The sequence below is a fragment of the Kosakonia sp. LAM2021 genome (genome assembly GCF_016620385.1).
Taxonomy (GTDB): domain Bacteria; phylum Pseudomonadota; class Gammaproteobacteria; order Enterobacterales; family Enterobacteriaceae; genus Kosakonia; species Kosakonia sacchari.
The window spans coordinates 181,130-205,744 of record NZ_JAENHT010000010.1 but is presented as its reverse complement, the minus strand read 5'-3'; the positions used below and the strand labels follow the sequence as shown (position 1 = coordinate 205,744).

Below are 24,615 nucleotides of genomic sequence, written 5' to 3'. Positions count from 1 at the left end.
AGACAATATGTGTAAATCGCACCTTTCCCTGCTGCGCGTTGACAAGCGTGTGCTGGTCACTTCATTACTCGCAGCGTTGTATCAAACCTCCGCATTTGCGGTAGATAACGGCACCTCATCGACAGCTTCCACCGGGGCTCAGCAAGATAACGCCGAGGAGATGCTTGTCACGGCACCCGCACCGGTATTAAAAGCCGGAAGCACGCATTCCGTCAGCGCCCAGGATCTGCAAAACAAAGGCGCGAAAGACTTTGGCTCTATTATGCGTTATGAACCACTCATCAGCGCCACGGGCGCAAGCGGCGGTTCCGGCAACGGCAAAAGCGGTTTTGACCGCGGCGGTTATACCGGCTACAACATTCGCGGGCTGGAAAGTAACCGCGTCGGCATTGATGTCGACGGTATACCGCAGCCGGATGCCACCGGGCGCAGCTACGTAAGTCGCGCAGGCCTTAACACTTTCGGCATTGGCCGCGATTATATCGACCCGTACATGTACGGCAGCGTTGATATCCAGTCCGGCGCAACCCGTACCGAGCAAGCTAACACCTCCATTGGTGGTAACGTCTCCTTCCGCCCGAAGTCGGCGGATGATTATCTGCGCCCTGGCAAAGAGACCTACTTTGGTTACCAGAGCGATTACGACTCCGCGGATCGCAGCTGGCACAACGGCGTGACGGGAGCCGCAGGCGACGAAACCCTGCGCGGCATCATGGTTTACAGCCGTCGCGACGGTCAGCAAACCCGCAATAACAGCGGTACGGTTGACGCCTATCCGGCGAACTGGCACTCGGATGCGATGATGGCTTCCGGCATCTGGCAACCGAATGATGCGCATAAATTCACCGGTACGCTGGATTACTACCACAAAACCAACCACACCCACTACGATGCGTGGAATAACGCCGGCAGCGCCATCCTTGGCGACGCACAGCAAACCAGCCAGACGCGTCGCTGGGGCGTTAGCCTGAAAGATGACTGGACGCCGATGAACGACTGGCTGGACAGTATGTCCAGCAAAGTCTATTACCAGCACACCGAAGCGCATGACCGCACTTACATGCCAGACAGCGTCACGGCGACCATGGAAACGGTCTACTCCAGTTACGACACCGATACCTGGGGCATTCAGAATGCGCTGGCGAAAACAGTGGGCCGTCACGATCTGAGCGCCGGTTTTAACGCCAGCACCAGTAAAACCGAGCGTCCGTTTAACCAGTCACCGGTACCGAGCGCCTTTAGCGAGATCATGCAGCCGGAAGCCGATAGCCGCAGCTACACGTTAGGCGCATTCCTGCAGGATCAGATTAATTTCGCTGCTGATGGTCACCACTTTGCCATCATTCCCGGCATGCGCGTGGTTCATCAGTCGACAAAACCGGATAACCTCTCCAGCCTGACTGCCAACAGCAGCGTGTTGGACGAATCCGATGTGTCCTCCCTGTACGGTAAAAATTCCGACACCCAACTGCTGCCGTCGCTGACCTTCCAGTACGACATCACGCCGCGTCTGATGACATACCTGCAATACAAACGCGGCGCGCAGTTCCCCAACGCCAGCCAACTGTATGGCTCCTGGAACCTGGGTTCCAGCTATGCGGGACGCGGGCAATATGCGCTTATCGGGAATACGGATTTGGACACCGAAACCAGCGATAACCTTGAGTGGGGCATGAAGGGCGAGGTGACCGAGGGCGTAACGCTGCGCACGGCGCTGTTCTACAACAGTTATAAAAACTTTATCGCGTATACCCGTTACACCCGTTCCGGCAACCCGGATAAATTCACCAACGTGCCATCTAACATCTACACCACCTATCAGGCGGAAAACCGCGATAAAGCCTTTATCTACGGCGGCGAAATTAGCGCGAAATTCAACTTTGGCAGCTGGTTTGAACAGGTCGATGGTCTGAGCGCCACGCTGGCGTATGGCTACAGCGAAGGGAAAGCGAAATCGCGCTATCTGGGCGACAAATACATCGATCTCGATAGCGTCGCGCCAATGAAAGCGATTGTCGGCGTCGCCTGGGATGATCCGGCGAAACGCTACGGTACGGCGCTGACCGCCACCTTCGTCAAAGGTAAGCAAGCCACCGCCACCAACCGTCAAACCTACAGCAACACCGGCGGGTCGCTGGGCGATTCCGGCACGGAATATATGCGGGTGCCGGGCTATGGGCTGCTCGACTGGACGGCGTACTGGCGGGTGGCGAAAAACGTCAAAATTAACGGCGGCGTTTACAACATCACCGATCGTAAATATTGGGATTACCTGAACAGCCGTAACCAGGAAGAGACCACCAACCAGAATACGTATGACAAAGCGCTGGCGGTAATGCCGGGGCGGACATGGCAACTGGGCGTCAATGTTGATTTCTAAGGCGATTCCATTTCATGTTGCTCGTTTGCCGGCGCTACAGCTTTGCCGCCGCGATGCAACGCGAACGATTTCTTTGCACATCAGTAGGTAATTTCCCTCCCCGGTATCGCTGCCGGGGATTAAAACTGTTAAGGAAGTGAAAAATATGCCTGCAACATCACGTGATTTCACCGCCATCTGGCAGCAGTATCAGGCCATTAAAGCGCAACAGCCAACGAAATACGCCCGCGACATCGCGAACGAGATGGCGATAAGCGAAGCCGAATTAACCTATGCCCGTGTCGGCCACGACGCCGTGCGCCTGCAAGGGGAAATGCGCGACATCCTCGCCGCGCTGGACGTAGTCGGCGACACCAAATGTATCTGTCGCAACGACTACGCGGTTCATGAACAGATTGGCCGTTTCACCAATCTGCATATCAGCGAGCGCGCCGGGCTGGTGCTTAACCCGCGTGCGCTCGATCTGCGTTTGTTTATCAGCCAGTGGGCCAGCGCCTTTCATTTGCATGAACACAGCCCGCGCGGCGAGCGTCAGAGCATTCAATTTTTCGATCGGCAAGGCGATGCGATATTGAAGGTCTACCTGACGGAACACACCGATATTGCCGAGTGGAACGGCGTTATCGCCCGCTTTACCGTGCCGGAGAACCCGCCGTTAACGCTCACTGAAGCTGATGGCGAAAAATACGCGGAATACGCAGACGGCGCCGCGCTGGACAGCGAATGGCGGGCCATGACGGATGTGCATCAATTCTTTGGTTTGCTGAAAAAGTACAACCTCTCGCGCCAGCAGGCGTTCCGGCTGGTGGGCGACGATCTTGCCTGCCTGGTCAGCAATGACGCGCTGCCAAACCTGCTGGAAACGGTGCAACAGCAGGGGAACGAAATCATGATTTTTGTCGGCAACCGTGGCTGCGTGCAGATCTTTACCGGCGTGCTGGAAAAACTGACGCCGATGAAAGGCTGGATAAACGTCTTCAATGAAAACTTCACCCTGCATCTGCGTGATACCGGGATCGCCGAAAGTTGGGTCACGCGCAAACCTACCGCCGATGGGCATGTCACCAGCCTTGAGTTGTTCGCCAAAGACGGTACGCAAATCGCCCAGCTTTACGGGCAGCGTAGCGAAGGCCAGCCGGAGCAAAGCCACTGGCGCGCGCAGATTGATGCATTAACCAACCCGGAAAAAGCCGCATGAAAAAATTGCTGATCCTGCTGGCGGCGCTGCCGCTGGTGGCAAGCGCCGCCGGGCAAAAAATTGTCTCCCTGGGCGGCGACGTCACCGAAATTGTCTACGGGTTAGATGCGCAGGCGCAGCTGGTTGGGCGTGACAGCACCAGCACTTGGCCCGCCAGCGCACAAAAACTGCCGGATGTCGGTTATGTCCGTCAGCTCAACACCGAAGGCATTCTCTCTCTGCGCCCGACGCTGGTGCTGGCCAGCGACCAGGCGCAACCTTCGCAGGTGTTGCAAAAAGTTCAGGACAACCACGTCAGGGTGGTAGCGGTGCCGGGCGGTTACACGCTGGCGGCGATTGATAAAAAAATCGCGGTCATTGCGGAGGCTATCGACAAAACAGATGCAGGCGCGCAGTTGCGTAAAACGCTGGCGAACGATATTGCCGCACTACCGAAACAGCCGCTGAACAAGCGCGTGCTGTTTATCCTCAGCCACGGCGGGATGGGGACAATGGTGGCCGGGCAGAAAACCGCTGCCGACGGCGCGTTGCGTGAAGCGGGGTTACAAAATGCGATGCAGGGCTTTGACCATTACCGTTCGATGTCGCAAGAAGGGGTGATCGCCAGCCAGCCGGATCTGGTGGTGATTTCCGCCGACGGCGTAAAAGCGATGGGCGGTGAACAGAACCTGTGGCGGTTGCCTGGTCTGGCGCAGACGCCCGCCGGGCGTAATAAACAGGTGTTGCTGGTCGATGATGTCGCGCTGCTCGGTTTTGGCTTGCGCACCCCGCAGGCGCTGCTGGTGCTGCGTAATAAAGCGGAGCAACTGCCCTGATGAACCGCCACGCTTCCCGCACGCTCTGGGGGCTTGCGTTGCTGCTGCTTGGGTTGACGGGGCTGGCAAGCACGCAGGGCGCGATGCAATTGCCACTCGCCAGTTTATGGCAGGTCGGTGATGAGGCGCTGCGTCAAATCTGGCTGACGGTGCGTTTGCCGCGCGTGGTGTTGGCATTGCTGGTTGGCGCGGCGCTGGCGCTTTCCGGCTGCGTGATGCAGGGGCTGTTTCGCAACCCGCTTGCCGATCCCGGATTGCTGGGCATCAGCGGCGGCGCGTCGTTAACGGTCGCCTGCTGGCTGGTGCTGCCGATTACCGTTTCACCGCTGGTGGCGTTGTATGCGCCGATGCTGGCGGCGTTTATCGGTAGCCTGGCGGTAATGATAGTGATTTATCTGCTCAGTAAAGCGGGAGAGGTCGGTTTATCGCGGTTGTTGCTGGTGGGGATCGCCATTAATGCGCTTTGTGGTGCGGGCGTTGGCGTCCTTTCGTGGATCAGCAACGACGCGCAATTGCGCCAGCTTTCACAGTGGGGAATGGGCAGCCTCGGGCAGATTGAATGGTCGACGTTAGCGGTCGCCGCCAGCCTGATCCTGCCCGCATCGCTGGTGATTTGGCGCGTCGCCAGCGCGCTTAATCTGCTGCAACTGGGCGATGAAGAGGCGCACTATCTGGGCGTCAATGTGCCGCAGCTCCAGCGCGTATTACTGGTATGCAGTGCGCTGCTGGTGGCAACGGCGGTCGCGGTGAGCGGCATTATCAGCTTTGTTGGCCTGGTGGTGCCGCATTTGATGCGCATGTGGCTGGGGCCGGATCACCGTGCGCTGGTGCCCGGCGCGTTGCTGGCGGGGGCAATTTTGCTGCTGGTCGCCGATACCGTGGCGCGCACCGTTGTCGCGCCCGCCGAAATGCCGGTTGGCCTGCTGACCAGCATGGCTGGCGCACCGTGGTTTTTATGGCTGATCTTTCGCCAGTCGAAGGCGGTGACATGAACAGACTTTTAACTGCCGCGCATTTGCGGCTCAACGCCGGTTCACGGCGGCTGATTGACGATGTTTCCCTGACGCTGACCGGCGGCGAAAGGGTAGCGCTGATTGGCCCGAATGGCGCGGGGAAATCGACGTTACTGCGTCTGTTAACCGGTTTTCTGCCCGCGGCGGCAGGGGAGTGCCATCTGGAAGGCAAACCGCTACAGGCGTGGACGGCGCAAGCGCTTTCGCGCCGCCGGGCGGTAATGTTGCAACAGACCACACCTGGTTTTGACTGGTCGGTGGAGGCCATTATCGCCATGGGACGTGCACCCTGGGGATCGCAACACGAACGCGAAATTGTGCAGCAGGTGGTGACGCTGACCAGCTGTGAAATGTTGGTTGGGCGGCGCTACGCCACCTTATCCGGCGGCGAACAGCAGCGGGTACAACTGGCGCGCTGCCTCGCGCAGCTGTGGCATCATGACGGCCCGGAAGGCTGGCTGTTTCTGGATGAACCGACGTCGGCACTCGATCTCTATCATCAGCAGCAGGTGCTGCGCCTGCTAAAGCGGCTGACGCTGGGCGGCGAACTGCATGTCTGCGCGGTGCTTCACGATCTCAACCTTGCTGCGTTGTGGGCGGACAGGATCTTGCTGTTACACCAGGGAAAACTGGTGGCACAAGGCACGCCGGAACAGGTGATTCAGGCACCGCTTATCGCGCAGTGGTACGGTGCCGAAGTCGAGGTGAGCCAGCATCCGGGTGGGAATACGCCGCAGGTTTTTCTCTCGGTCTGATAAACGCCACGGTTGGCTGATGAAGCCGTATTTTTGCTAAAGTTTAGTGTGACTTAACTGATGCGGAGATCGGCAATGACCTTACCGCCTTTGCAGGCGCTCATCTGTTTTAATGCTGTCGCACAACACGGCAGCATGAAAGCGGCAGCGGCGGCGTTGTCTATCAGCGCCAGCGCAGTAAGCCAGCAGATTGCCAAACTGGAAGCCTGGGTGAATGTGCGGCTGTTTATGCGCGGCTCGCGCGTGCTCACGCTGACGCCGGAAGGGAAAATTTACCTGCGGGCCATTCAGCCTGCTTTTCGTCAGATTTCACAAGCCACACACCGGTTAATTGACGCGGCGGCGCACCACCGCGTGAGCGTCAGTTGTTCAACGGATTTTGCCATGCACTGGTTGCTGCCAAGGCTTGGCGGTTTTGAACGTTATTACCCGCATGCCGAGGTGCTTATCACTACCGCTACGCGGGACGTTGATTTGAAAACGGAAGGGATCGATTTTGCTTTTCGCCGTGCGGTGCAGGCCGGGAGTGAATACATTCTGCACCCGCTGGAGAACAGCGGCGGGATGCTGCTGATCTATGATAAGTCGGCGCTGTTAGAACCGCTTTGCCACGCCTTTCGCGACTGGCTGCTGGCTGTCGCGCAGGAACATCATTGGCCGGAACGGTAAATGCAAAAGTGGCGGCATGTTCGCGTTCCGGCAAGTGTATATTTATCCGCGGTTACGCATATTGCCACCACAATCGATGCAGTTCATCTCCATTGTCATCAGATTCGGGCCGCGTTTCCCACGGTTTATCGATAATGAAGTGCAGGTTTTTCACCTGCGCTAAATCCCACATTTGCGGATGCTGAAGCGGCAACGTTTTTAAGGCGTTATAGCCGTAATGCAGCGGTAGCCAACGGTCGCGGAACACCTCGTTAAGAAAATCCTGCTCGGCAAAAACATAGTCCGAAATATCCGCTTTCTCCGCCAGCTTCGCCATCATCTGCTGATAAAGGGCGTTATCCGGCGTGAGCAGCAGAAAACCACCGTTCAGGTAGTTATCCAGCGACGCCGGTGGGTTGGCATGCATTTGCGCGTCCGTACACCAGCTGTAATAGCAGTTTTCCGGCCGCCAGCTCGCCGGGTAACTTTCGATATGTTTAGGGTTACAGCGACAGGCATGGCAGGCGGCAATGGTGCCTGCGGCCAGCGGCAGTTCAAAGAGATGATCCATATTTTGCAGCACCAGCATGTCGGCATCGAGAAACGCCACCCGCTGGTATTCGGTGAGCGTCCACACCGCCAGTTTGCTCCACACGTCGGCAAAACGGGCGTTCGCATAGCAGCTTTCAAGCGCCGGATCGGGGCCGAGAACCGGCACTTCCCGCACTTTGCAGCCCTGCGCGCTTAAATGCTGGCGCGTGCTGTCGTCAATGGCGTCGGTCACCATTACCACCAGTGGCCACGGCGAACCACTGGCGAGCAGCGAACGGTGCAGCGTTTTTACCCCCGGCAGGTAATCCGGCTGTGTCAGGAGAGTTACCCAGGCGAATGCGGCGCTCATGACAACAGCTCCGTCATAAACGTGTTGAGGAATTTGCCCTGCGGATCAAAACGCTGGCGTACGGTCTGAAACGCCGTCCATTGCGGGTAGAGCGCGGGCCAGTCGTATAACGTCGGATCGAAGTATTTCCCCCAGTGCGGCTTCCCGCCTTCTTCTGCCAGCAACTGTTCGGCGGCGCGCAGAAACGCCAGCCCCTCTTCAGAGAGCGAGCCGTCTTCGGCGTAATAGACCACAAAGCCAAAAAAACAGGTCGCTTGCTGCCAGGCCGGGCTTAGCCATGCTCCGGAAGGCCCGGTGCAGCGCAAAATAATCGGGTAGTGCATATGCGGGTGCGATTGCTGATGCCACGCTTTAATGCGTGCAATCACCGCCGGGGCGCGCGCCAGCGGAATACCAATTTCTATATTGATTTGCGGCGTGGCGATACCGCGGCAGAACACCTGGTAGATATCGCCAATCACATCTGAAAAGTCTTTAAAGCGCGTCACGGTGCGAAACGGCTTGCCGTTTTCATCAACAATGTTGGTGTCGTCATGCATCTGCTCCAGCGTTTTTTCCACTGTGTCGTTCATCTGTGTGTCGGTCTCTTCCCGCTCGACCAGATCGCCATGGTTATCGCGCCATAGCGCCATTTCATCGGCGGTTGATTCGCGCGCGTTCCAGGTATGAACGTTGTTTTCATCCGGGAACCACCACGTTTTGCTGAAGGCCCATTGCTGGTTCCAGCTAAGCAAGTCTTGCGCAAGATTCTCTGCGCTGCTGGCGCTTTTAAAGCAGGTATACAGCGTTGCCGGGCGCGTACGTAGGGTGACGGCGGTAATCGCCCCCAGCGTGCCGAGCGCCAGTTGCGCGGCGGCAAACGCCGGTTGCTGGCGGTCAAGCTCGTGGATCTGCCCGGCGGCATCCACCAGCCGGATGCGCAGCGCTTCATCCGCCAGCGAGCTTTGTTGCATGCCCTGGCCGTGGGTTCCCGTTGAAATGGCGCCAGCCAGCGTTTGCGAGTCGATCACGCCCGGCGACGCGTACAGCATACGGTTCATGACGGTGAGGAGTTCAAACACTTCGTGCAACGGCGTCCCGGCGCCAAACGTCACGCTGTCGTCATCCACCGCCAGCACACCGCGCAGCGCAGAAATATCAATCAGCGTATCGCCCGGCTGGCTCAGTTTCAGCATGCGCCCAGGCGACATGCGGCTGCCCATCACCCGCACGCGCCCGGTAGCGGCAGCAATAACCTGCTGTAACTGCGCTTCATTTTCCACGCGAATAACGGCATTTTTGCAGGCCAGTACCGCGTTTTTCGCCCAGTTGAACAGGTGCGGATCTTGCGGGTCCGCATGTGGCTGACGGCGTGGAAAAAGGGTGTGCGTGTCGGTCATGGGCGGCTCCTCGCTCAGATTTTTATGTATTAACCAAGCGTAGCGCATCACAGAAACGTGTGAGTGTCGGCGCGGCTTTTCACGGTGTTGCGTCGTGGCGCAGCAGAGGGCGAGTGACTGATTGCCTGGCGCCACAAACACGCAGGCGGAACAGATAATTAAGCTTTCCACACGGCACGCTAGCGTGGACGTAGTGCTGATAATCAGGCCATTTGCGGCCTGATTATTGAGGGCTTACAACATGATGGTCGTGAAATGGACCAGCGCGACATAGCGAAACGCGGCAGAGTGAAAAGGTTAGCGGTTTAATAGGGTTATTAGCGTTGCGAGCGCATATTTCACCGACTGCTCAATCACGCTTTCGCAATCCCCGGCAAAATGACGCAGCGCCGTGATCGGCGCTTGCCCCGGCAGCGCCCAGGCAAACCACACGGTTCCGGCCGGCGTACCATCTTCGCCGCCATCCGGGCCGGCATAACCGGTGACCGCAATCCCGACCGGTTCATGGCTGACCGCGCAAGCGCCTTGCACCATCTCGCTGGCTGTCTGCTCGCTCACCGCCGTCCAGCGTGCCAGCGTTTCGCGCTTAACATGCAACAAGGTACTTTTCGCTTCATCGGTAAACGAGACAAACCCGCAGCCAAAGAAGGCTGGTGTATCGCCTGCGGCGCACAGCGCGGTGGCGATTTGCCCGCCGGTGCAGGATTCCGCTGTGGTAACGCGCAGCTGTTTTTGGGTAAGCAGTTCGCCCAGTTGTGCTGCCAGCATCGGAATGGGCAGACAGAGCAGGGCATTCATGTTGTTGGTTAAGTTAACATCTTCATTCATAGGCTATTTTTCGTTAAGTTGGTTGTGAGCCGGTAAGCAAAGTATAGCGAGCAAAAAGTCATGATGAGTTTTTGGGAATAATCGAGATATGGCCGTTGCGCTCAAGAATAGCGAATTTAATCTCCGCCAGATCGGCAATGCCCTGGTTGTTTCGCGCTGACACCATAATGTCGTCACGCGTGATATCGGCTTCGCGCATTTTGTTTTCCAGCATTTGGCCGTTCTCCACTAACACCACCGGCGTGCCATCGATCAGGTTTTCCGCCCCTTTGACATACTTCTTCAGCGTGCCAAATAAGATATCCACCACCACCAGCGTGATAATGGTCAGCGCCGCGCCGGTCACGGAGAAGTCATTGCCGAGCAGCGCTTGTTGCGTGGCCTCACTGATGATCAGCAGCAAAATCAGATCAAAAGAGGTCATCTGTAGCAGCGCCCGGCGACCAGCGATTTTGAACACCACCATCAGTACCAGATAGATAGCTATCGCGCGTAATACCATGTCCATCGCGTTCTCCTCAGGGCCAGATAAACTGCGTCAGGGTGACCGGGGTTGCGTTATTCACTGAAATCCGCTGCGCGCTGTTACCAACGCCGAGCGGTGTCAGCCCCAGCCACACGGTCAGCGGTTTATCGGCGGCAGGACGGGCATATTCCAGCACCAGTTCGCCGCTGCGGCTGAACATGTTGAGCGGTTGTGGTTGCAGGGTGCGGATCTCAAAATCGTGCATGAAATCGCCGCCTAAGGTGAAAGTGATGCGGTTATCGGCTGTGGCATTGGCGGTAATCTGCATATCCAGATCGCTTTGCAGCCGGCCAAAGCGGTCGTACTCCACGGTGAGATGTTGATCGGCGCTGGTCGCCGTTTTTTTGCTTAGCCAGCCTTGTGAAAAGAGCCCGCACAACGCGGCAATCACAATGGCGATAAGCGCTATCGCCCCCCATTTCTGCACCTGCATTTCAACATGCAGCCAGAAAGGGTTGTCTTCCACGGGCCATGTTCGTTCTGCATCAGCGCTGCTTTTTTTCTCCATACGCCCTCCACGGGTTCGCCGTAAATAACGTAAAGAGTGTAGATGACGAGGGGAGAAAGAGCGCTTCGTCACGCCAGCGCTCTGTACTGAGATCAGCTCGTAATACGGGGTGTCACACGCCCGTGCAGCGCCGGGTTGTCGCTTTCGTCTTTCAGCTGCACACCGGTGAGACGGCGCAGAAATGCCTGTTCCAGCAGCCAGGCGAGCTTAAACGCGGCGGCCTCGTAATTGAGCCCTTCCGGGCGAATGTTAGAGATGCAGTTGCGCTCGGATTCAATACGCTGGCGCGCGGGTTTCCAGGTGAGGTAGACGCCGAGGCTATCCGGTGAGGACAACCCCGGACGCTCGCCAATCAGTATCGCCACCGCTTTACTGCCCAGCGTTTCGCCAATGTCATCGCCAAGCGCCACGCGCGACTGGTGCGCCAGCACGATGGGGCCGAGAGAAATGCCCAGCGTGTCCAGATAGGGCAGCAGGGCGGTGATAAGCCCGACTGACTGGCGATGCACGGCGTGGGAAGAGAGCCCGTCGCCAATCACCAGCAGCAGATCGTGCGCGGGCGGGCGATGAGCAGCAAGCGTTTCGCGGCTCTCATCACTGAGCTTGCGCCCCAGATCCGGGCGATTCAGGTAGATATGCCGGTCGGCAGCGGCACTGTGCGCCTCCAGCGTTTTTAAGCCAAGCGTATGCAGCTGCTGCGCCAGGCTTTCGCTGTCAAAAGGCTGGTGGATGGCATCACGCGCCTGGGCGTGCGCGAGGCCAAAGTTGAGCACTTCCCGCGTTGGCAGGCTTGCGCCGCTGCGCCCCAGCGCAATGCGGGCATCGGTAAACTCACGCAGCAGCGTCCAGGCATCGGGTCCATTCATGCGTGCGCTCCTTGTGGCATAACGGTCAGCAGCGGGTGGTTTGCTCCGGTCAGGCGCAACTGGCCATGAGTGTCGATAATCTGCATCTTCGTTAGCCACTCGGCGAACTCCGGTGCATGTTTCAGCCCCAGCAGGCGACGGGCGTAGAGCGCGTCGTGAAACGAGGTGCTCTGGTAATTGAGCATGATGTCATCCGCGCCCGGTACGCCAATCAGGAAGGTCAGTCCGGCGGTACACAGCAGCGTCAGCAACGTGTCCATATCGTCCTGATCCGCTTCGGCGTGGTTGGTGTAGCAGACGTCGCAGCCAATCGGTAGCCCCATCAGTTTGCCGCAGAAGTGATCCTCCAGACCGGCGCGGATGATCTGCTTGCCATCGTAGAGGTATTCCGGGCCGATAAAACCGACCACGGTATTGACCAACAGCGGGTTAAAATGTCGCGCTACCGCGTAAGCACGCGCTTCGCAGGTTTGCTGATCGACGCCGTGATGCGCATTGGCTGAAAGGCAACTGCCCTGACCGGTTTCGAAATACATCACGTTATTACCCAGCGTGCCACGCTTCAGGCTCAGCGCCGCTTCATGCGCCTCCTGCAACAGCGCCAGGTTGATGCCAAAACCGCTGTTAGCGGCTTCCGTCCCCGCCACCGACTGGAACACCAGATCAACCGGCGCACCGCGTTCAATCAACTGGATGGTATTGGTGACATGCGTCAGTACGCAGGACTGGGTAGGAATGGCAAAGCGCTCAATGATGTCTGCCATCATATGGTTAAGCTTTTGTAGCACCGGCAGGCTGTCGCTGGCCGGGTTGATGCCTACCACCGCGTCGCCCGCACCATACAGCAGGCCATCGAGCATACTGGCGGCAATGCCTTTCAGATCGTCGGTCGGGTGATTAGGCTGCAAACGCACACTGAGATGGCCGGGCAGGCCAATGGTGTTGCGAAAGCGGGTGATCACGCTGCATTTGCTGGCGGCGAGGATCAAATCCTGGTTACGCATAAGTTTACTTACGGCGGCGGCCATTTCCGGGGTGATCGCCGTGGCAACATGGCTAAGCGTGGCGGTATCGGTGCTGTCGGCCATCAGCCAGTCGCGGAATTCGCCCACTGTCAGGTGGGCAATCAGGGCAAACGCGCGGCTATCGTGGGTATCGATAATTAACCGCGTCACTTCATCGTCTTCATACGGGATGAGCGGCGAGGCGAGGATCTCGCGCAGCGGCACATCCGCAAGGGCGATTTTCGCCGCCATTCGCTCTTCCGCCGACTGCGCCGCCACTCCGGCCAGCACATCCCCGGATCGCGCCGGGGAGGCTTTCGCCATTAACGTTTTCAGGCTGTCGAACTGATAAGTACGGTGAGCCAGCGTGGTTTTATACATTCCGTCTCCTCAGGAGAGTGCCCGCAGTTGCGGATCCATCCCGGCACGTTCACGCGCGTGCGCCGTTTTACGAAACCACATATAGCCGCCCAGCATCATCAGCGCAAAGATCAGTGCCAGCAGCGTGTTGTACCAGACCATCGCCACCAGGCAGAGCACCGCCATGCCCAGCGCAAACGCGGGGGCGTAAGGGAACAGTGGCGCTTTAAATGGGCGCTCAAGTTCCGGTTCGCTGCGGCGCAGCTTAAACAGCGCGGCCATTGAGGTGATATACATAACGATAGCCCCGAAAACGGACATCGTCACAATACAGGCGGTGAGCGGCATGCCGCTGATGGTGACCAGCGAGTCGGAGAAAATCGCCGCAATCCCGACCACACCACCGGCGAGGATCGCCAGGTGCGGAGTGCGGGTTTTGCGGTTGAGGTTTGCCAGGCTTGCCGGCAGATAGCCCGCGCGTGCCAGCGAATAGATCTGGCGTGAGTAACCCATAATGATGCCGTGGAACGATGCCACCAGACCAAACAAACCAAGCCACACCAGCATATGCAGCCAGCCGCTGCTGTTGCCGACCACCACTTTCATCGCCTGCGGCAGCGGATCGTTAATGTTCGACAGTGTGCGCCAGTCGCCAACGCCACCGGCAAAAATCATCACGCCAACCGCCAGCACGGTGAGGGTCAAAATACCGCCGCCGAGTGCACGCGGAATGGTGCGTTTCGGATCTTTGGCTTCTTCCGCTGCCATAGAAGCGCCTTCAATGGCGAGAAAGAACCAGATGGCGAAGGGGATCGCGGCGAACATGCCCGGCAGCGCCAGGCTGCTGAAGCTCTCTGCGCCTGCCCAGCCGTTGGCGGTGAAGTTGCCCCACGAGAAGCCTGGTGCCACCACGCCCATAAACACCAGCAGTTCGAAAATTGCCAGCAGGGTGACAATCAGCTCAAACGTGGCGGCAATGCCGACGCCGAGAATGTTCAGCGCCATAAAGATGAGGTACGCGCCGCAGGCCACCCATTTCGCATCCAGCGACGGGAACTGCACGTTCAGGTACGCGCCAATCGCCATCGCGATAGCCGGAGGCGCGAAAACGAACTCGATTAAGGTGGCAAAACCGGCAATAAACCCGCCTGTTGGCCCAAAAGCCCGGTACGCGTAAGCGAAGGGGCCACCGGCATGAGGGATCGCGGTAGTCAACTCGGTAAAACTAAAGATAAAGGCGCAGTACATCGCGGCAATTAACAGCGCGACAATCAAGAAGCCGAGCGTACCGGCCTGTGACCAGCCATAGCTCCAGCCAAAATACTCCCCTGAAATTACCAGCCCGACGGCAATGCCCCACAGACGGAAGCTGCCCAGTGTTCTTTTTAGTGTTGTTTGTGTGCTCATGCTTTACTGCCTCGCCATTGAATACAGTTAACAGTGAATGTGCAAAGGCGATGCCAGGAGATATATTCTTTGGTTAATTAAATAGTTAGATGATTATGGTTTTGAAATGATGCAGGGTTTGCACCGTGGCAGATCGGATTCTGGTGCAGGTTGCCCTGCAATGGTGAAACTGGCGAATATGCTGCTTAAGGTGAAATTCATTGCCGGTGGGTTAATAAAAAAAGGCGATAGCCCGATTTCTGGAAATGTTATAGGGAATAACTGGAAATTTAAATCCGACTATTCTTACCCCTTTTTTTGTCACATCGGGCTTTAATTAAAGTGACTGTGTGTTATTTAAATGGCGTAATTCACAATAACTTAACATGTTGATTTTACAGCGTGATTTATTTTGTTTTTTGTGAGGCGCAACACATATCATTATCGTAATAACCTGATGTTAAATCTAATCCGGAATAATGGGTTGACCTGAATTGTCTGGCACTTTAGTTTGACACAATAATTTTCAGCCAAACCCAGGATGATATTTAACAAAGGAGGATGTCATGGCCTGGCGACCCATTTTATATGTCATTTTTACCGACAACCCTCGTTTAAATAGCCGACGAGCACAGTTGCGGCTGGTGCATGGCTGACAGGATCCGTTAAAAAGCCGTCACGCATAACGCGACGGCTTTTGTATTTTGTGCAGGTTTACATTATGCCGTTTCTGTTTCCGGCTGGGGCAGATGCGCAGCAATATAGCGCTCGTAGCGGTTCGCTTTCAGGTGCGTTAAATCCACCAGCACCAGGCCATCCACGCAGTTATTAAAATCCGGGTCGCAGCCGAAATCGATAAATTGCACGCCGCCAGGCTCACACAGTTCGGAATATTGTTTATATAGCGGCGGAATGCCGCAGCCCAGGTTTCCCAGCAGCGATTTCAGCCGTGTCAGATCTTCGGTGTAGTCATCGCCGGTAAATTGCGCCAGCACTTCCGGCATACTGGCTGGCCACGGGCGGCGCGATGACGCCAGCGGCCAGGTTGCCGGGAACCACAGGCGGTAGAACGCCACCAGCAGGTCGCGCGCCGCAGGCGGCATGCCACCGGAAATAGAGACCGGGCCAAACAGGTAGCGATACTGCGGATAACGCGCCAGATAGGCACCAATGCCCGACCACAGATAATCCAGCCCGCGACGTCCCCAGTAGCGCGGTTGAATAAAGCTGCGCCCCAGTTCAATGCCGTGGCGCAGCACATCCGCCATACGATCGTCGTAATGGAATAGGCTGTGGCTGTATAACCCTTCAACGCCGCGCGCCGCCATTTGCTGCGCGGTCGGCATAAAACGGTAAGCGCCGACAATTTCCAGATCCGCGTCATCCCACAAAATCAGATGCAGGTAATCGTCGTCATATTTATCCGTATCACGACGTTTACCGCTGCCTTCGCCCACCGCGCGGAAGGCGATTTCACGCAGCCGCCCAAGCTCGCGCAGCAGCGGCGCATCTTCCTGCCCTTTACGCTGCCACAGATAGATGATCTTGCCATCAGCGGTGCGACCGAGGCACTCGGCGTTGTTAAGCTCCCGGCGCAGCGTAATGCGCTCTTCCGGACGTGCGATGGCACACTCGGTTTTGAAGGGGCCGGGCAATCCCTTGCCAAGACGCAGGACATGTTTGCGACACTTATCGGCCAGCTCGCGCGGCGCGAGCTGCGGCGTGTGCCAGCTGTCCCAGGGAATACGTTCACCGATTTTGATCGGCAACGCGCTGTCGCGCCGGCGAAACATCTGCTGCATAAGCAGTAAAAAGGGCAGGGTCTCAGAAACCATCGCGCTGGCGTAGAACAGGGCACTGTTGCGCGCGTCAATCCACACCGGTAGCAACGGGGTGCGGAATTTGCTGGCCAGTTTAATAAACCCGGCGTGCCAACCTTTGTCACGAATGCCTTTGCGCGTCATGCGCGAGACTTCTCCGGCCGGGAAGAAGATCAACACGCCGCCGCCTTGCAGATGGTTTTCCATTTGCTGCAATGAGGATTTGCGCGTGCGACCACCCATATTATCCACCGGAATAAACAGCGAACTGAGCGGTTCAAGGTGCGACAACATGCGGTTGGTGACTACTTTCACATCGCGGCGTACGCGGGAAACGGCGTACATCAGCGCCAGCCCGTCGAGCGTGCCTGTCGGATGGTTAGAAATGATGACCAGCGGGCCATGTTCAGGGATTTGTTCTAGGCAGTGAGCGGGAATGGTGCAGCGGATTTGTAGATGTTCAAGTACTTGTTCCACCATATCCAGCCCTTTCAGGTGGGGGTGGTGCGCGGCGAACTGCTGGAACTCTTGCTCATAGAGCAGGCGTCTGAGCAGATTTTTTTGCCAGGGTGCTGGCCTGGCCTGTGGCCAGAGATCCTCAAGTACATTGTCGAGACTAAACATGGTGATTCCTCCTCCCGTCTTGCCGATGACAGTAAAGGGCGAAGATGACGCTTACATTTCATTACAATGAATAAATGACACTTTAAAGACGGGAGAAGAATCAGAAGCAAAGGCAAAAAAAAGCGGGCCAGGCCCGCTTCGTTCAGAGGATGCCGCGTTCGGCGAGATCGAGGGCGAAATAGCTGAAAATCAAATCCGCGCCGGCGCGTTTAATCGCACCCAGGCTTTCCAGTACCACTTTGTCTTCATCAATCGCGCCTGCCTGAGCGGCAAACTTGATCATCGCGTATTCGCCGCTCACCTGATAAGCGCCCAGCGGCAGTTCGGTGCGCTCGCGAATATCACGCAGGATATCGAGATAAGCACCTGCCGGTTTCACCATCAGGCAATCTGCGCCTTCAGCCTGATCGATAAGCGACTCGCGAATCGCTTCGCGGCGGTTCATCGGGTGCATCTGGTAGGTTTTACGATCGCCTTTCAGCGCCGTGCCCGCTGCTTCACGGAACGGGCCGTAGAAGGATGAGGCGAACTTAGTCGAATAGGACATGATCGCGGTATCGGTAAAGCCCGCCGCATCCAGCGCCTGGCGGATCGCCTGCACCTGGCCGTCCATCGCCGCTGATGGCGCAATGAAATCGGCGCCCGCCGCGGCGGCAATCACCGCTTGTTTACCGAGATTAATCAGGGTGGCGTCGTTATCGACGCCGTGATCGCACAGCACACCGCAGTGGCCGTGCGAAGTGTATTCACAAAAACAGGTGTCGGACATAACGATCATTTCCGGCACTGTCTCTTTGCAGATGCGCGACATCCGCGCCACCAGGCCGTTTTCCTGCCAGGTATCGCTGCCAGTGTCATCGGTGTGATGCGAAATGCCAAAGGTCATCACTGAGCGGATCCCGGCGTTGGCGATGCGTTCGATTTCGCGCGCCAGATACTTTTCCGGAATGCGCATCACGCCCGGCATAGCGGCGATGGCTTTGTAATCGTCGAGCTCTTCTTCAACAAAGATCGGCAACACCAGGTCGTTTTTGCTCAGTGTTGTCTCTTCAAACATGGCGCGCAGCGCAGGCGATTTGCGCAGGCGGCGGGGGCGAGTAATTAAATCGGTCATGGTATGCCTGATGTTTGTGGAACAGATGGCGGCATTGTAGCCGAAAAGGCGGCGGGCTGTTTTACCAAAATCGCTGTTAAAAGGGGAAGGCAGGCGGCAAACCGCCTGCCTTTTGCCGCATCAGGAGGCCGGAACCACCAGCGGCTTATTGTTGCTCAGCTCGCTGACCAGGTCGTTCGCGCCGTCGCTCATGCTGGTAAAGCGCGTCAGCGGTGAACGGGTCATCACCACAAAGACGCCGACGTTATGCTGCGGCACCATCGCTATATAGGTGATGAAACCGCCACCGCCGCCAGTTTTCTGAATGATGCCAGGGTGGCCGTCTTTCGGTGCCATATAGACCCAGCCAAGACCCAGCGCGTCGGCTTTGCCGGGAACATCCATGCCAATCACTTTGGTGAGCTGATTACGCGGGTAGATCAGCGTTTGCATCCGATCGGCCTGGCTGTTGCGGGTATAGAAATCGGACGAGAGAAACTGCTGCATCCAGCGCATCATATCGCCTGGCGTGGAGTAAACGCCGCCGCTGCCAATCGCTGCCAGCGTGTTATCGCACGGGCTGGCGCCTTTTTCCGCCACCATCAGACGTTTGCACTGATCTGGCGACGGCGTAAAGGTGGTGTCTTTCATCCCCAGCGGGCGGGTTATCTGCTCTTCAAACAGTTGCGGATAGGGTTTGCCCGCCGCCTGAGAAAGCGCATCGGCCAGCAGGTCAAAGGCCAGGTTAGAGTAAGACGCCTGCGCGCCCGGCGCGGTTTTTAACTTCGCGGTGGAAAGCCAGCTCCAGCGCTGTTCGCGCGTTGGCCAGACAAATACCGAGCGGTGCGCTGCGCCGCCGGGCTGTTCACGCGGCAGCGCGCTGGTGTGGGTCGCGAGGTTAACCAGTTTGATCGGCGTGCCTTCGTAGGTCGGCACGCGTGCGCCAGGTGGCGCATATTTGCTTAATGGATCGTCGAGACGCACCCGGCCCTGATCGAGCAGTTTCACCAGCATTTCGCTGGTCATCAGCTTGGAGAGCGACGCAATACGGATAACCGAATCCAGCTGCGGGCGTACATTGTTGCCCGGACGGGTTTCACCAAAACTTCTGAACACGCGCTGGTTACCGTCGATGACCACCATTGCCATTCCGGTCGCACCGCTACCGTAATAGATGTGATTGGCGTAACGATCGACAATGTCAGAGGCAAATACCGGATCGGGAGATTGTTGCGCCGCACGGGCGCTGGTCATACTCAGCGCGCAGAGCAACGCGGAGAAAAGCAGACAACGTTTCAACGAAGGGGATCCATATAAGAATGGGAACGATAGAGGATATTTATACTACCCGGCGTTTCGATGCAAAGCACCAATAAGCGTGTTATTTCGCCCTAATACGTAACGATGGGTAAATATGAAATTTTTTCCCTATGACTTTGGCGTAAGGCGGCTGTGATAACCTCTTTCTTTCCCACACTCAGGAGTCAGGTAATGGCAAGTCAACGGGTAGTGATGGTGGTGGATATGCAAAACGGCGTGTTTGCCACAGAGCGTATTCAGCGTGAGCAATGCGTGGCGCGCATTAACCAACTCACCGCGGCAGCGGACACGGTGATTTTTATTCAGCACGCCGAAGCGGGCGGGCTGGAAGAGGGAAGCGACGGGTTTGCTCTTTTGCCGGAGCTGACGCAACCGGCGAACGCGCTGTATGTCACCAAAACCGCCTGTGATGCGTTTTATCACACCACGCTCGAAAGTGTGTTGCGTGAGCATGATATCCGCGCCTTTGTGATGTGCGGGTGCGCCACCGATTACTGCGTGGATACCACGCTGAAAAACGGCGCCAGCCGTGGTTACGCCATTACCGTCGCGCAAGATGCGCACACCACGGCGAATCGCCCGGCGGCGCAGGCCACGGTGTTAATCGATCACTATAACGAGGTCTGGCGCACGTTAACGGTGCCTGGCAACCCGGTGTTAGTGAAATCCGTCGAAACAATTCTTCACGAATGGCAAACGAACTAAGGCGTTAACCTCAGGTCAGATTTAACCAGACGGCGCCGCGCTTCGCGGCGCTTTTTTTGTCGCGGCCCATTCAGGGGCTTACAGACAGTGATGCACAGCATTTGTCGTAAATAATAAGAAGTGAGCAGGAGAGCATTATGTTTAAGTCCTTCTTTCCAAAACCGGCGTTGTTCTTTTTGTCGGTGTTCATCTGGACCGCGATTACCGTGGTTTTCTGGCAGGCTGGTGGTGAAGCGTGGTTGATGCGCCTCACCGGCGCGTCTGCGGATGTGCCGATTAGCGCCGCGCGTTTCTGGAGCCCAGGCTATCTTCTGTTTTATGCCTACTATCTGCTTTGTGTCGGCGTTTTTGCGCTGTTCTGGTTTACCCTCTCGCCGCATCGCTGGCAGCGCTGGTCGATTCTCGGCACCGCGTTAATTATCTTCGTGACCTGGTTTTTGGTGGAAGTGAACGTCGCCATTAACGCGTGGTATCAACCGTTTTACGATCTTATCCAGACTGCACTCAGTGCGCCGAATAAAGTCAGCATAAGCCAGTTGTATAGCGAGATTGGCGTGTTTTTGTGGATCGCGCTGATTGCCGTAACGGTGGCGGTGCTCAATAACTTTTTCGTCAGCCACTATGTGTTCCGCTGGCGCACGGCGATGAACGAATACTATATGGCGCGCTGGGATCGTTTGCGCCATATCGAAGGCGCAGCGCAGCGCGTGCAGGAAGACACCATGCGTTTCGCCTCGACGCTTGAAGATATGGGCACCAGTTTTATTAACGCCATCATGACCTTGATTGCTTTTTTGCCGGTGCTGGTGGCGTTATCGCCGCATGTACAAGAGATACCGGTGGTCGGACATATCGCTTATGGTTTGGTGATTGCCGCCGTGGGCTGGGCGTTGCTCGGTACCGTGCTGCTGGCGTTTGTGGGCATCAAACTGCCGGGGCTGGCGTTTAAAAATCAGCGCGTGGAAGCGGCTTACCGTAAAGAGCTGGTCTACGGTGAAGATGATGCCGAGCGCGCCAGACCGCATACCGTTGCGGAGCTGTTCGCCGCCGTGCGCCGTAACTATTTCCGGCTCTATTTTCACTATATGTATTTCAATATCGCCCGTATCCTGTACATGCAGGTTGATGTGGTGGTTGGCCTGATTGTGCTGTTCCCGACGATTGCCGCCGGGGCTATCACTTTCGGTCTGATGCGCCAGATAACCAACGTATTCGAGCAGGTGCGCAGTTCGTTCCAGTATTTGATCTCTTCCTGGACAACGCTGGTGGAGCTGATGTCTATCTTTAAACGTTTACGCAGTTTTGAGCGTGAACTGGATGGGCAGGAGATCCAGCCTGTGCCCCCTATTTTTGGTTAATACAAGGAACGTTATGGTTTACGTCCCCCGTTTTGGCTGGTTGCTGGCGACGTTGATTCTCGCCGGATGTAGTACGCAGGGTACGCTTTCGCAAAAAGAAGCCGACGCTGAAAAAGAAAAAGCGCTGGAACAACAGCAGAACAAGCCGATGGATGTCGCAAGCGTGGTGCGGCGAACCATCCCCGCCAGCGTGAAAGATCGCGAAGGCTGGGCGCAGGATCTGGCGACGACCTTTAGCAGCCAGAAACTGTCGCCGACGCTGGAGAACATCTGCTCGGTGCTGGCGGTGGCGCAGCAGGAATCCAATTACCAGTCTGATCCGGTGGTGCCGGGGCTGAATAAAATTGCCTGGAAAGAGATCGATAAGCGCGCTGAGCGGATGCACATCCCAACGATGCTGGTGCATACCGCGCTGAAAATCCCGTCGCCGAATGGTAAAAGCTACAGCGAACGGTTAGACAAAGTGCGTACGGAAAAAGAGCTTAGCGCTATTTTTGATGACTTCATTGGCATGGTGCCGATGGGGCAGAAACTGTTTGGTTCGCTTAACCCGGTGCGCACCGGCGGGCCGATGCAGATTAGCGTCGCCTTTGCCGAGCAGCATACGGACGGTTATCCGTGGAAAATGGAAGGCACCGTGCGCCAGGAGGTCTTTAGCCGCCGCGGTGGACTATGGTTTGGCACCTACCATCTGCTCAATTACCCGGCCAATTACACCGCACCCCTTTACCGTTTCGCCGATTTTAACGCCGGGCTGTATGCCAGCCGTAATGCGGCGTTTCAGAATGCCATCAGCAAAGCGACCGGCGTGAAACTGGCGCTCGACGGCGATCTGATTTTGTACGGCAGCAGCGATGCCGGTACGACGGAATTAGCCGCGCGCAAACTGGGCGCTTCGTTGGGTATGAGCGATCGTGATATCCGTCGGCAGCTGGAACGCGGAGACAGCGACAAGCTGGAAGAGACCAAACTCTATCGCGAAGTTTATCGGCTGGCCGAGAAGAAAAGCGGCAAACCATTGCCGAGAGAGGTACTGCCGGGGATCAAGCTGGAAAGCCCGAAGATCACGCGCAACCTGACAACAGCATGGTTTGCGAAGCGCGTAGACGATCGTCGGGCCGCCTGCATGGCGCAGAACTAGCGCGAATGGTGGTGTCGCCAGCGTAAGATAAGGAAGATAACACCAAGCAGGGCGCTTCCCGCGAGGAAAGGCACAAGACCGAAAATCGTGCCTACGCCCATTCCCATTTCTACGTGCGGGCGGGTGGTGTCCTGCACTTGCATCAGATGCTCGAACACGCCCGGTGCATGCACCAGCAGGTTCAGCAGCTGCGCACCCGCCCAGAAGCAGAGTAGTACGAATATGGCGTAAGCAATATTACCCGGTCTGGAGGTGTCACGTTTTTTTGCGCCCTTAAAGGGTTTTGACATAGTAAAGTCAGCCATAAGACCTCCGGTACTCTTTACTTTTAACGCTCGATTTAGTTGGCGCGTGGCCTCAACTGACGGTAATTTTGGCAGTTGTACCGCGTTGTCAACATCAGAATGGTGATAATTTCGCCCCGGGAATGATTCCAGTCGGATGATTTTTGCCGGCGCTCACATTTCTGTAACGTTTTAATTACCTTGGTAACATTTCAGAATTTCCGCATACGCCACAGACGGTAAGCGGCGGTTGTGCGATGATGCCGTTTTGACTGCCGGAGTTGTCATGAAGCTGCCTGTAAAAATCCGCCGTGACTGGCACTATTACGCGTTTGCGATTGGGTTGATATTTATTCTGAATGGCGTGGTCGGGCTGCTGGGGTTTGAAGCCAAAGGCTGGCAAACCTACGCGGTGGGACTGGTGACCTGGGTGATTGGTTTCTGGCTGGCTGGTTTGATTATCCGCCGCCGTCCGGAAGACGAGGAGACGGCGGATAAACCGCAGTGATTAATTGTTAACGGTAATTTTCAGCGCGCTGTTGGCCTGATGGCGCGCAATGGCCAGCTCAATCAGGCGCGTGATTAACTCGCTATAACCAATGCCGCTCGCCTGCCACAGTTTCGGGTACATGCTGATATTGGTAAACCCTGGCAGCGTGTTGATCTCGTTGATGATCACGTCGTTTTCCGGCGTCAGGAACACATCTACGCGCGCCATGCCTTCACAACCCAGCGTCTGATAAGCCTGCACGGCAATGGCGCGGATTTTATCGTTGATTGCCGGATCAATGTCGGCGGGCACAACCACCTGAGCGCCGTTTTCATCAATGTATTTGGTGTCGTAGGCGTAAAACTCGCTGTTAAGCACGATTTCGCCGCATGTGCTGGCTTGCGGCTCGTCATTTCCCAACACCGCGCATTCGATCTCGCGGCCTTTGATGCCGGTTTCAACAACCACTTTTTTATCGAATTCAAACGCCAGGTTGACCGCAGCGTGGTACTGCGTTTCATTTGTCACTTTACTGACGCCCACGGAGGAACCCTGGTTGGCGGGTTTCACAAACAGCGGCAAACCGAGTTGGGCTTGCACATCGCTGAAGCTAATCTGCTCGCGATTGGCGCGGGTGAGCGTGATAAACGGGGCGATGGAAAGCCCGGCATCGCGCAACAGGCGCTTGGTGACATCCTTATCCATGCAGGCCGCAGAGGCGAGTACGTCGGAGCCGACAAACGGCAAGTTCGCCAGACGCAGCATGCCCTGCAATGAACCATCTTCGCCCAGCGTGCCGTGAACAATCGGGAAGATCACATCGACATTCGGAAGCGGTGTGCTGTTTTCTGCCTGGATCAGTTGCTGCTGTTGGATCCCCGGCACCAGCGCCACGCTATTTTCCGAGGGGTTTAAGGCGATACGCGCCGGATCGCTGGCGTTTAGCAGGTAATTATTCGCATCGCTGACATGCCACTGCCCCTGTTTATCGATTCCCAGCAGCACCACGTCAAAGCGTGATTTATCCATGGCGTCGACGATATTTTTCGCCGACTGTAACGACACTTCATGTTCCGCTGATTTGCCGCCAAAGACGACCCCTACCCGCAGTTTTGCCATTTCTCCGTTCACTCACACTGAATTCACAAAGCACATACCATAGCACGTCAAAACGCACGATTCGCGGCCTTCTGCCATAATGTTTTCTGGAAAC

Annotated in this window: 23 protein-coding genes; 10 read left to right on the top strand and 13 right to left on the bottom strand. The window is 56.7% G+C overall.

The genetic code is table 11. From position 1 onward, the window contains the following. The first annotated feature begins 7 nt into the window (after nucleotides 1–7). From JKP81_RS19675 to JKP81_RS19650, 6 genes are all read left to right on the top strand, one after another. Nucleotides 8–2,380: a TonB-dependent receptor domain-containing protein gene (locus JKP81_RS19675; RefSeq protein WP_200553041.1), complete on the top strand. Its 2,373-nt coding sequence runs from the start codon at nucleotides 8–10 to the stop codon at nucleotides 2,378–2,380. A gap of 145 nt (nucleotides 2,381–2,525) precedes the next feature. Then, nucleotides 2,526–3,578, top strand: coding sequence for a hemin-degrading factor (locus JKP81_RS19670; protein WP_200553040.1), 1,053 nt, complete (start codon nucleotides 2,526–2,528; stop codon nucleotides 3,576–3,578). Beyond that, nucleotides 3,575–4,393, top strand: coding sequence for a hemin ABC transporter substrate-binding protein (locus JKP81_RS19665; RefSeq protein ID WP_200553039.1), 819 nt, complete (start codon nucleotides 3,575–3,577; stop codon nucleotides 4,391–4,393). The genes JKP81_RS19670 and JKP81_RS19665 overlap by 4 nt, the downstream gene beginning before the upstream one ends. Further along, nucleotides 4,393–5,385 (top strand): iron ABC transporter permease, encoded by a 993-nt coding sequence (locus tag JKP81_RS19660; RefSeq protein WP_200553038.1) that lies wholly within the window; start codon nucleotides 4,393–4,395, stop codon nucleotides 5,383–5,385. The genes JKP81_RS19665 and JKP81_RS19660 overlap by 1 nt, the downstream gene beginning before the upstream one ends. Beyond that, nucleotides 5,382–6,161 carry a heme ABC transporter ATP-binding protein gene (locus JKP81_RS19655; RefSeq protein WP_200553037.1) on the top strand — a complete coding sequence of 260 codons (780 nt, stop codon included), beginning with the start codon at nucleotides 5,382–5,384 and terminating at the stop codon, nucleotides 6,159–6,161. Before JKP81_RS19660 ends, JKP81_RS19655 begins: the two co-directional genes overlap by 4 nt. Before the next feature lie 75 nt (nucleotides 6,162–6,236). Next, a complete protein-coding gene (locus tag JKP81_RS19650) occupies nucleotides 6,237–6,830 on the top strand; it encodes a LysR family transcriptional regulator (RefSeq protein ID WP_200553036.1) in 594 nt (197 codons plus the stop codon). 52 nt (nucleotides 6,831–6,882) lie between these two features. Here JKP81_RS19650 and JKP81_RS19645 read toward each other — a convergent pair whose 3' ends face one another. The 11 genes from JKP81_RS19645 to ampH all read right to left on the bottom strand — a co-directional run bounded on the left by JKP81_RS19645 (nucleotide 6,883) and on the right by ampH (nucleotide 19,403). After that, nucleotides 6,883–7,710: a glycosyltransferase family 8 protein gene (locus JKP81_RS19645; RefSeq protein ID WP_200553035.1), complete on the bottom strand. Its 828-nt coding sequence runs from the start codon at nucleotides 7,708–7,710 to the stop codon at nucleotides 6,883–6,885. Then, the gene (locus tag JKP81_RS19640; protein WP_200553034.1) at nucleotides 7,707–9,089 is read right to left on the bottom strand and encodes a D-arabinono-1,4-lactone oxidase; all 1,383 of its coding nucleotides are present in this window, start codon (nucleotides 9,087–9,089) and stop codon (nucleotides 7,707–7,709) included. Before JKP81_RS19640 ends, JKP81_RS19645 begins: the two co-directional genes overlap by 4 nt. Nucleotides 9,090–9,386: 297 nt before the next feature. After that, nucleotides 9,387–9,917: a 2-oxo-tetronate isomerase gene (locus tag JKP81_RS19635; protein WP_200553033.1), complete on the bottom strand. Its 531-nt coding sequence runs from the start codon at nucleotides 9,915–9,917 to the stop codon at nucleotides 9,387–9,389. A 58-nt stretch (nucleotides 9,918–9,975) separates the two neighbouring features. Then, the gene (locus JKP81_RS19630; protein ID WP_017458803.1) at nucleotides 9,976–10,425 is read right to left on the bottom strand and encodes a DUF421 domain-containing protein; all 450 of its coding nucleotides are present in this window, start codon (nucleotides 10,423–10,425) and stop codon (nucleotides 9,976–9,978) included. Nucleotides 10,426–10,435: 10 nt separating this feature from the next. Further along, complete coding sequence (locus JKP81_RS19625; RefSeq protein ID WP_200553032.1) at nucleotides 10,436–10,951, bottom strand: hypothetical protein; 516 nt, start codon at nucleotides 10,949–10,951, stop codon at nucleotides 10,436–10,438. A gap of 92 nt (nucleotides 10,952–11,043) precedes the next feature. Next, the gene (gene eutC, locus JKP81_RS19620; protein ID WP_200553031.1) at nucleotides 11,044–11,817 is read right to left on the bottom strand and encodes an ethanolamine ammonia-lyase subunit EutC; all 774 of its coding nucleotides are present in this window, start codon (nucleotides 11,815–11,817) and stop codon (nucleotides 11,044–11,046) included. Next, nucleotides 11,814–13,202 (bottom strand): ethanolamine ammonia-lyase subunit EutB, encoded by a 1,389-nt coding sequence (locus JKP81_RS19615; protein WP_200553030.1) that lies wholly within the window; start codon nucleotides 13,200–13,202, stop codon nucleotides 11,814–11,816. Before JKP81_RS19615 ends, eutC begins: the two co-directional genes overlap by 4 nt. A 9-nt stretch (nucleotides 13,203–13,211) precedes the next feature. After that, nucleotides 13,212–14,588: an ethanolamine permease gene (eat, locus tag JKP81_RS19610; protein WP_200553029.1), complete on the bottom strand. Its 1,377-nt coding sequence runs from the start codon at nucleotides 14,586–14,588 to the stop codon at nucleotides 13,212–13,214. A 698-nt stretch (nucleotides 14,589–15,286) separates the two neighbouring features. Continuing rightward, nucleotides 15,287–17,011 (bottom strand): lysophospholipid acyltransferase family protein, encoded by a 1,725-nt coding sequence (locus JKP81_RS19605; protein ID WP_200553028.1) that lies wholly within the window; start codon nucleotides 17,009–17,011, stop codon nucleotides 15,287–15,289. A 142-nt stretch (nucleotides 17,012–17,153) separates the two neighbouring features. Further along, a complete protein-coding gene (gene hemB, locus JKP81_RS19600; RefSeq protein ID WP_200553027.1) occupies nucleotides 17,154–18,125 on the bottom strand; it encodes a porphobilinogen synthase in 972 nt (323 codons plus the stop codon). Between the two features lie 120 nt (nucleotides 18,126–18,245). Then, nucleotides 18,246–19,403, bottom strand: coding sequence for a D-alanyl-D-alanine-carboxypeptidase/endopeptidase AmpH (gene ampH / locus JKP81_RS19595; RefSeq protein ID WP_193821871.1), 1,158 nt, complete (start codon nucleotides 19,401–19,403; stop codon nucleotides 18,246–18,248). A gap of 192 nt (nucleotides 19,404–19,595) precedes the next feature. Here ampH and JKP81_RS19590 point away from each other — a divergent pair, with 192 nt between their 5' ends. From JKP81_RS19590 to JKP81_RS19580, 3 genes are all read left to right on the top strand, one after another. Further along, entirely contained in the window at nucleotides 19,596–20,129 is a 534-nt protein-coding gene (locus JKP81_RS19590) for an isochorismatase family protein (RefSeq protein WP_200553026.1), read from the top strand. Between the two features lie 137 nt (nucleotides 20,130–20,266). Next, on the top strand, nucleotides 20,267–21,487 hold the full coding sequence (gene sbmA / locus JKP81_RS19585) for a peptide antibiotic transporter SbmA (RefSeq protein ID WP_200553025.1): 1,221 nt from the start codon (nucleotides 20,267–20,269) through the stop codon (nucleotides 21,485–21,487). Nucleotides 21,488–21,500: 13 nt separating this feature from the next. Continuing rightward, the gene (locus tag JKP81_RS19580; protein WP_200553024.1) at nucleotides 21,501–22,628 is read left to right on the top strand and encodes a DUF1615 domain-containing protein; all 1,128 of its coding nucleotides are present in this window, start codon (nucleotides 21,501–21,503) and stop codon (nucleotides 22,626–22,628) included. On the opposite strand, the gene JKP81_RS19575 is transcribed toward JKP81_RS19580, so the two are convergent. Beyond that, nucleotides 22,625–22,933: a DUF2755 family protein gene (locus JKP81_RS19575; protein ID WP_200553023.1), complete on the bottom strand. Its 309-nt coding sequence runs from the start codon at nucleotides 22,931–22,933 to the stop codon at nucleotides 22,625–22,627. The genes JKP81_RS19580 and JKP81_RS19575 overlap by 4 nt on opposite strands. Nucleotides 22,934–23,198: 265 nt before the next feature. Between JKP81_RS19575 and JKP81_RS19570 the strand changes: the two genes are divergently transcribed. Then, a complete protein-coding gene (locus JKP81_RS19570) occupies nucleotides 23,199–23,420 on the top strand; it encodes a DUF2754 domain-containing protein (RefSeq protein ID WP_017458816.1) in 222 nt (73 codons plus the stop codon). Here JKP81_RS19570 and ddlA read toward each other — a convergent pair whose 3' ends face one another. Further along, on the bottom strand, nucleotides 23,421–24,521 hold the full coding sequence (ddlA, locus tag JKP81_RS19565; protein ID WP_200553022.1) for a D-alanine--D-alanine ligase: 1,101 nt from the start codon (nucleotides 24,519–24,521) through the stop codon (nucleotides 23,421–23,423). Between the last annotated feature and the right edge of the window lie 94 nt (nucleotides 24,522–24,615).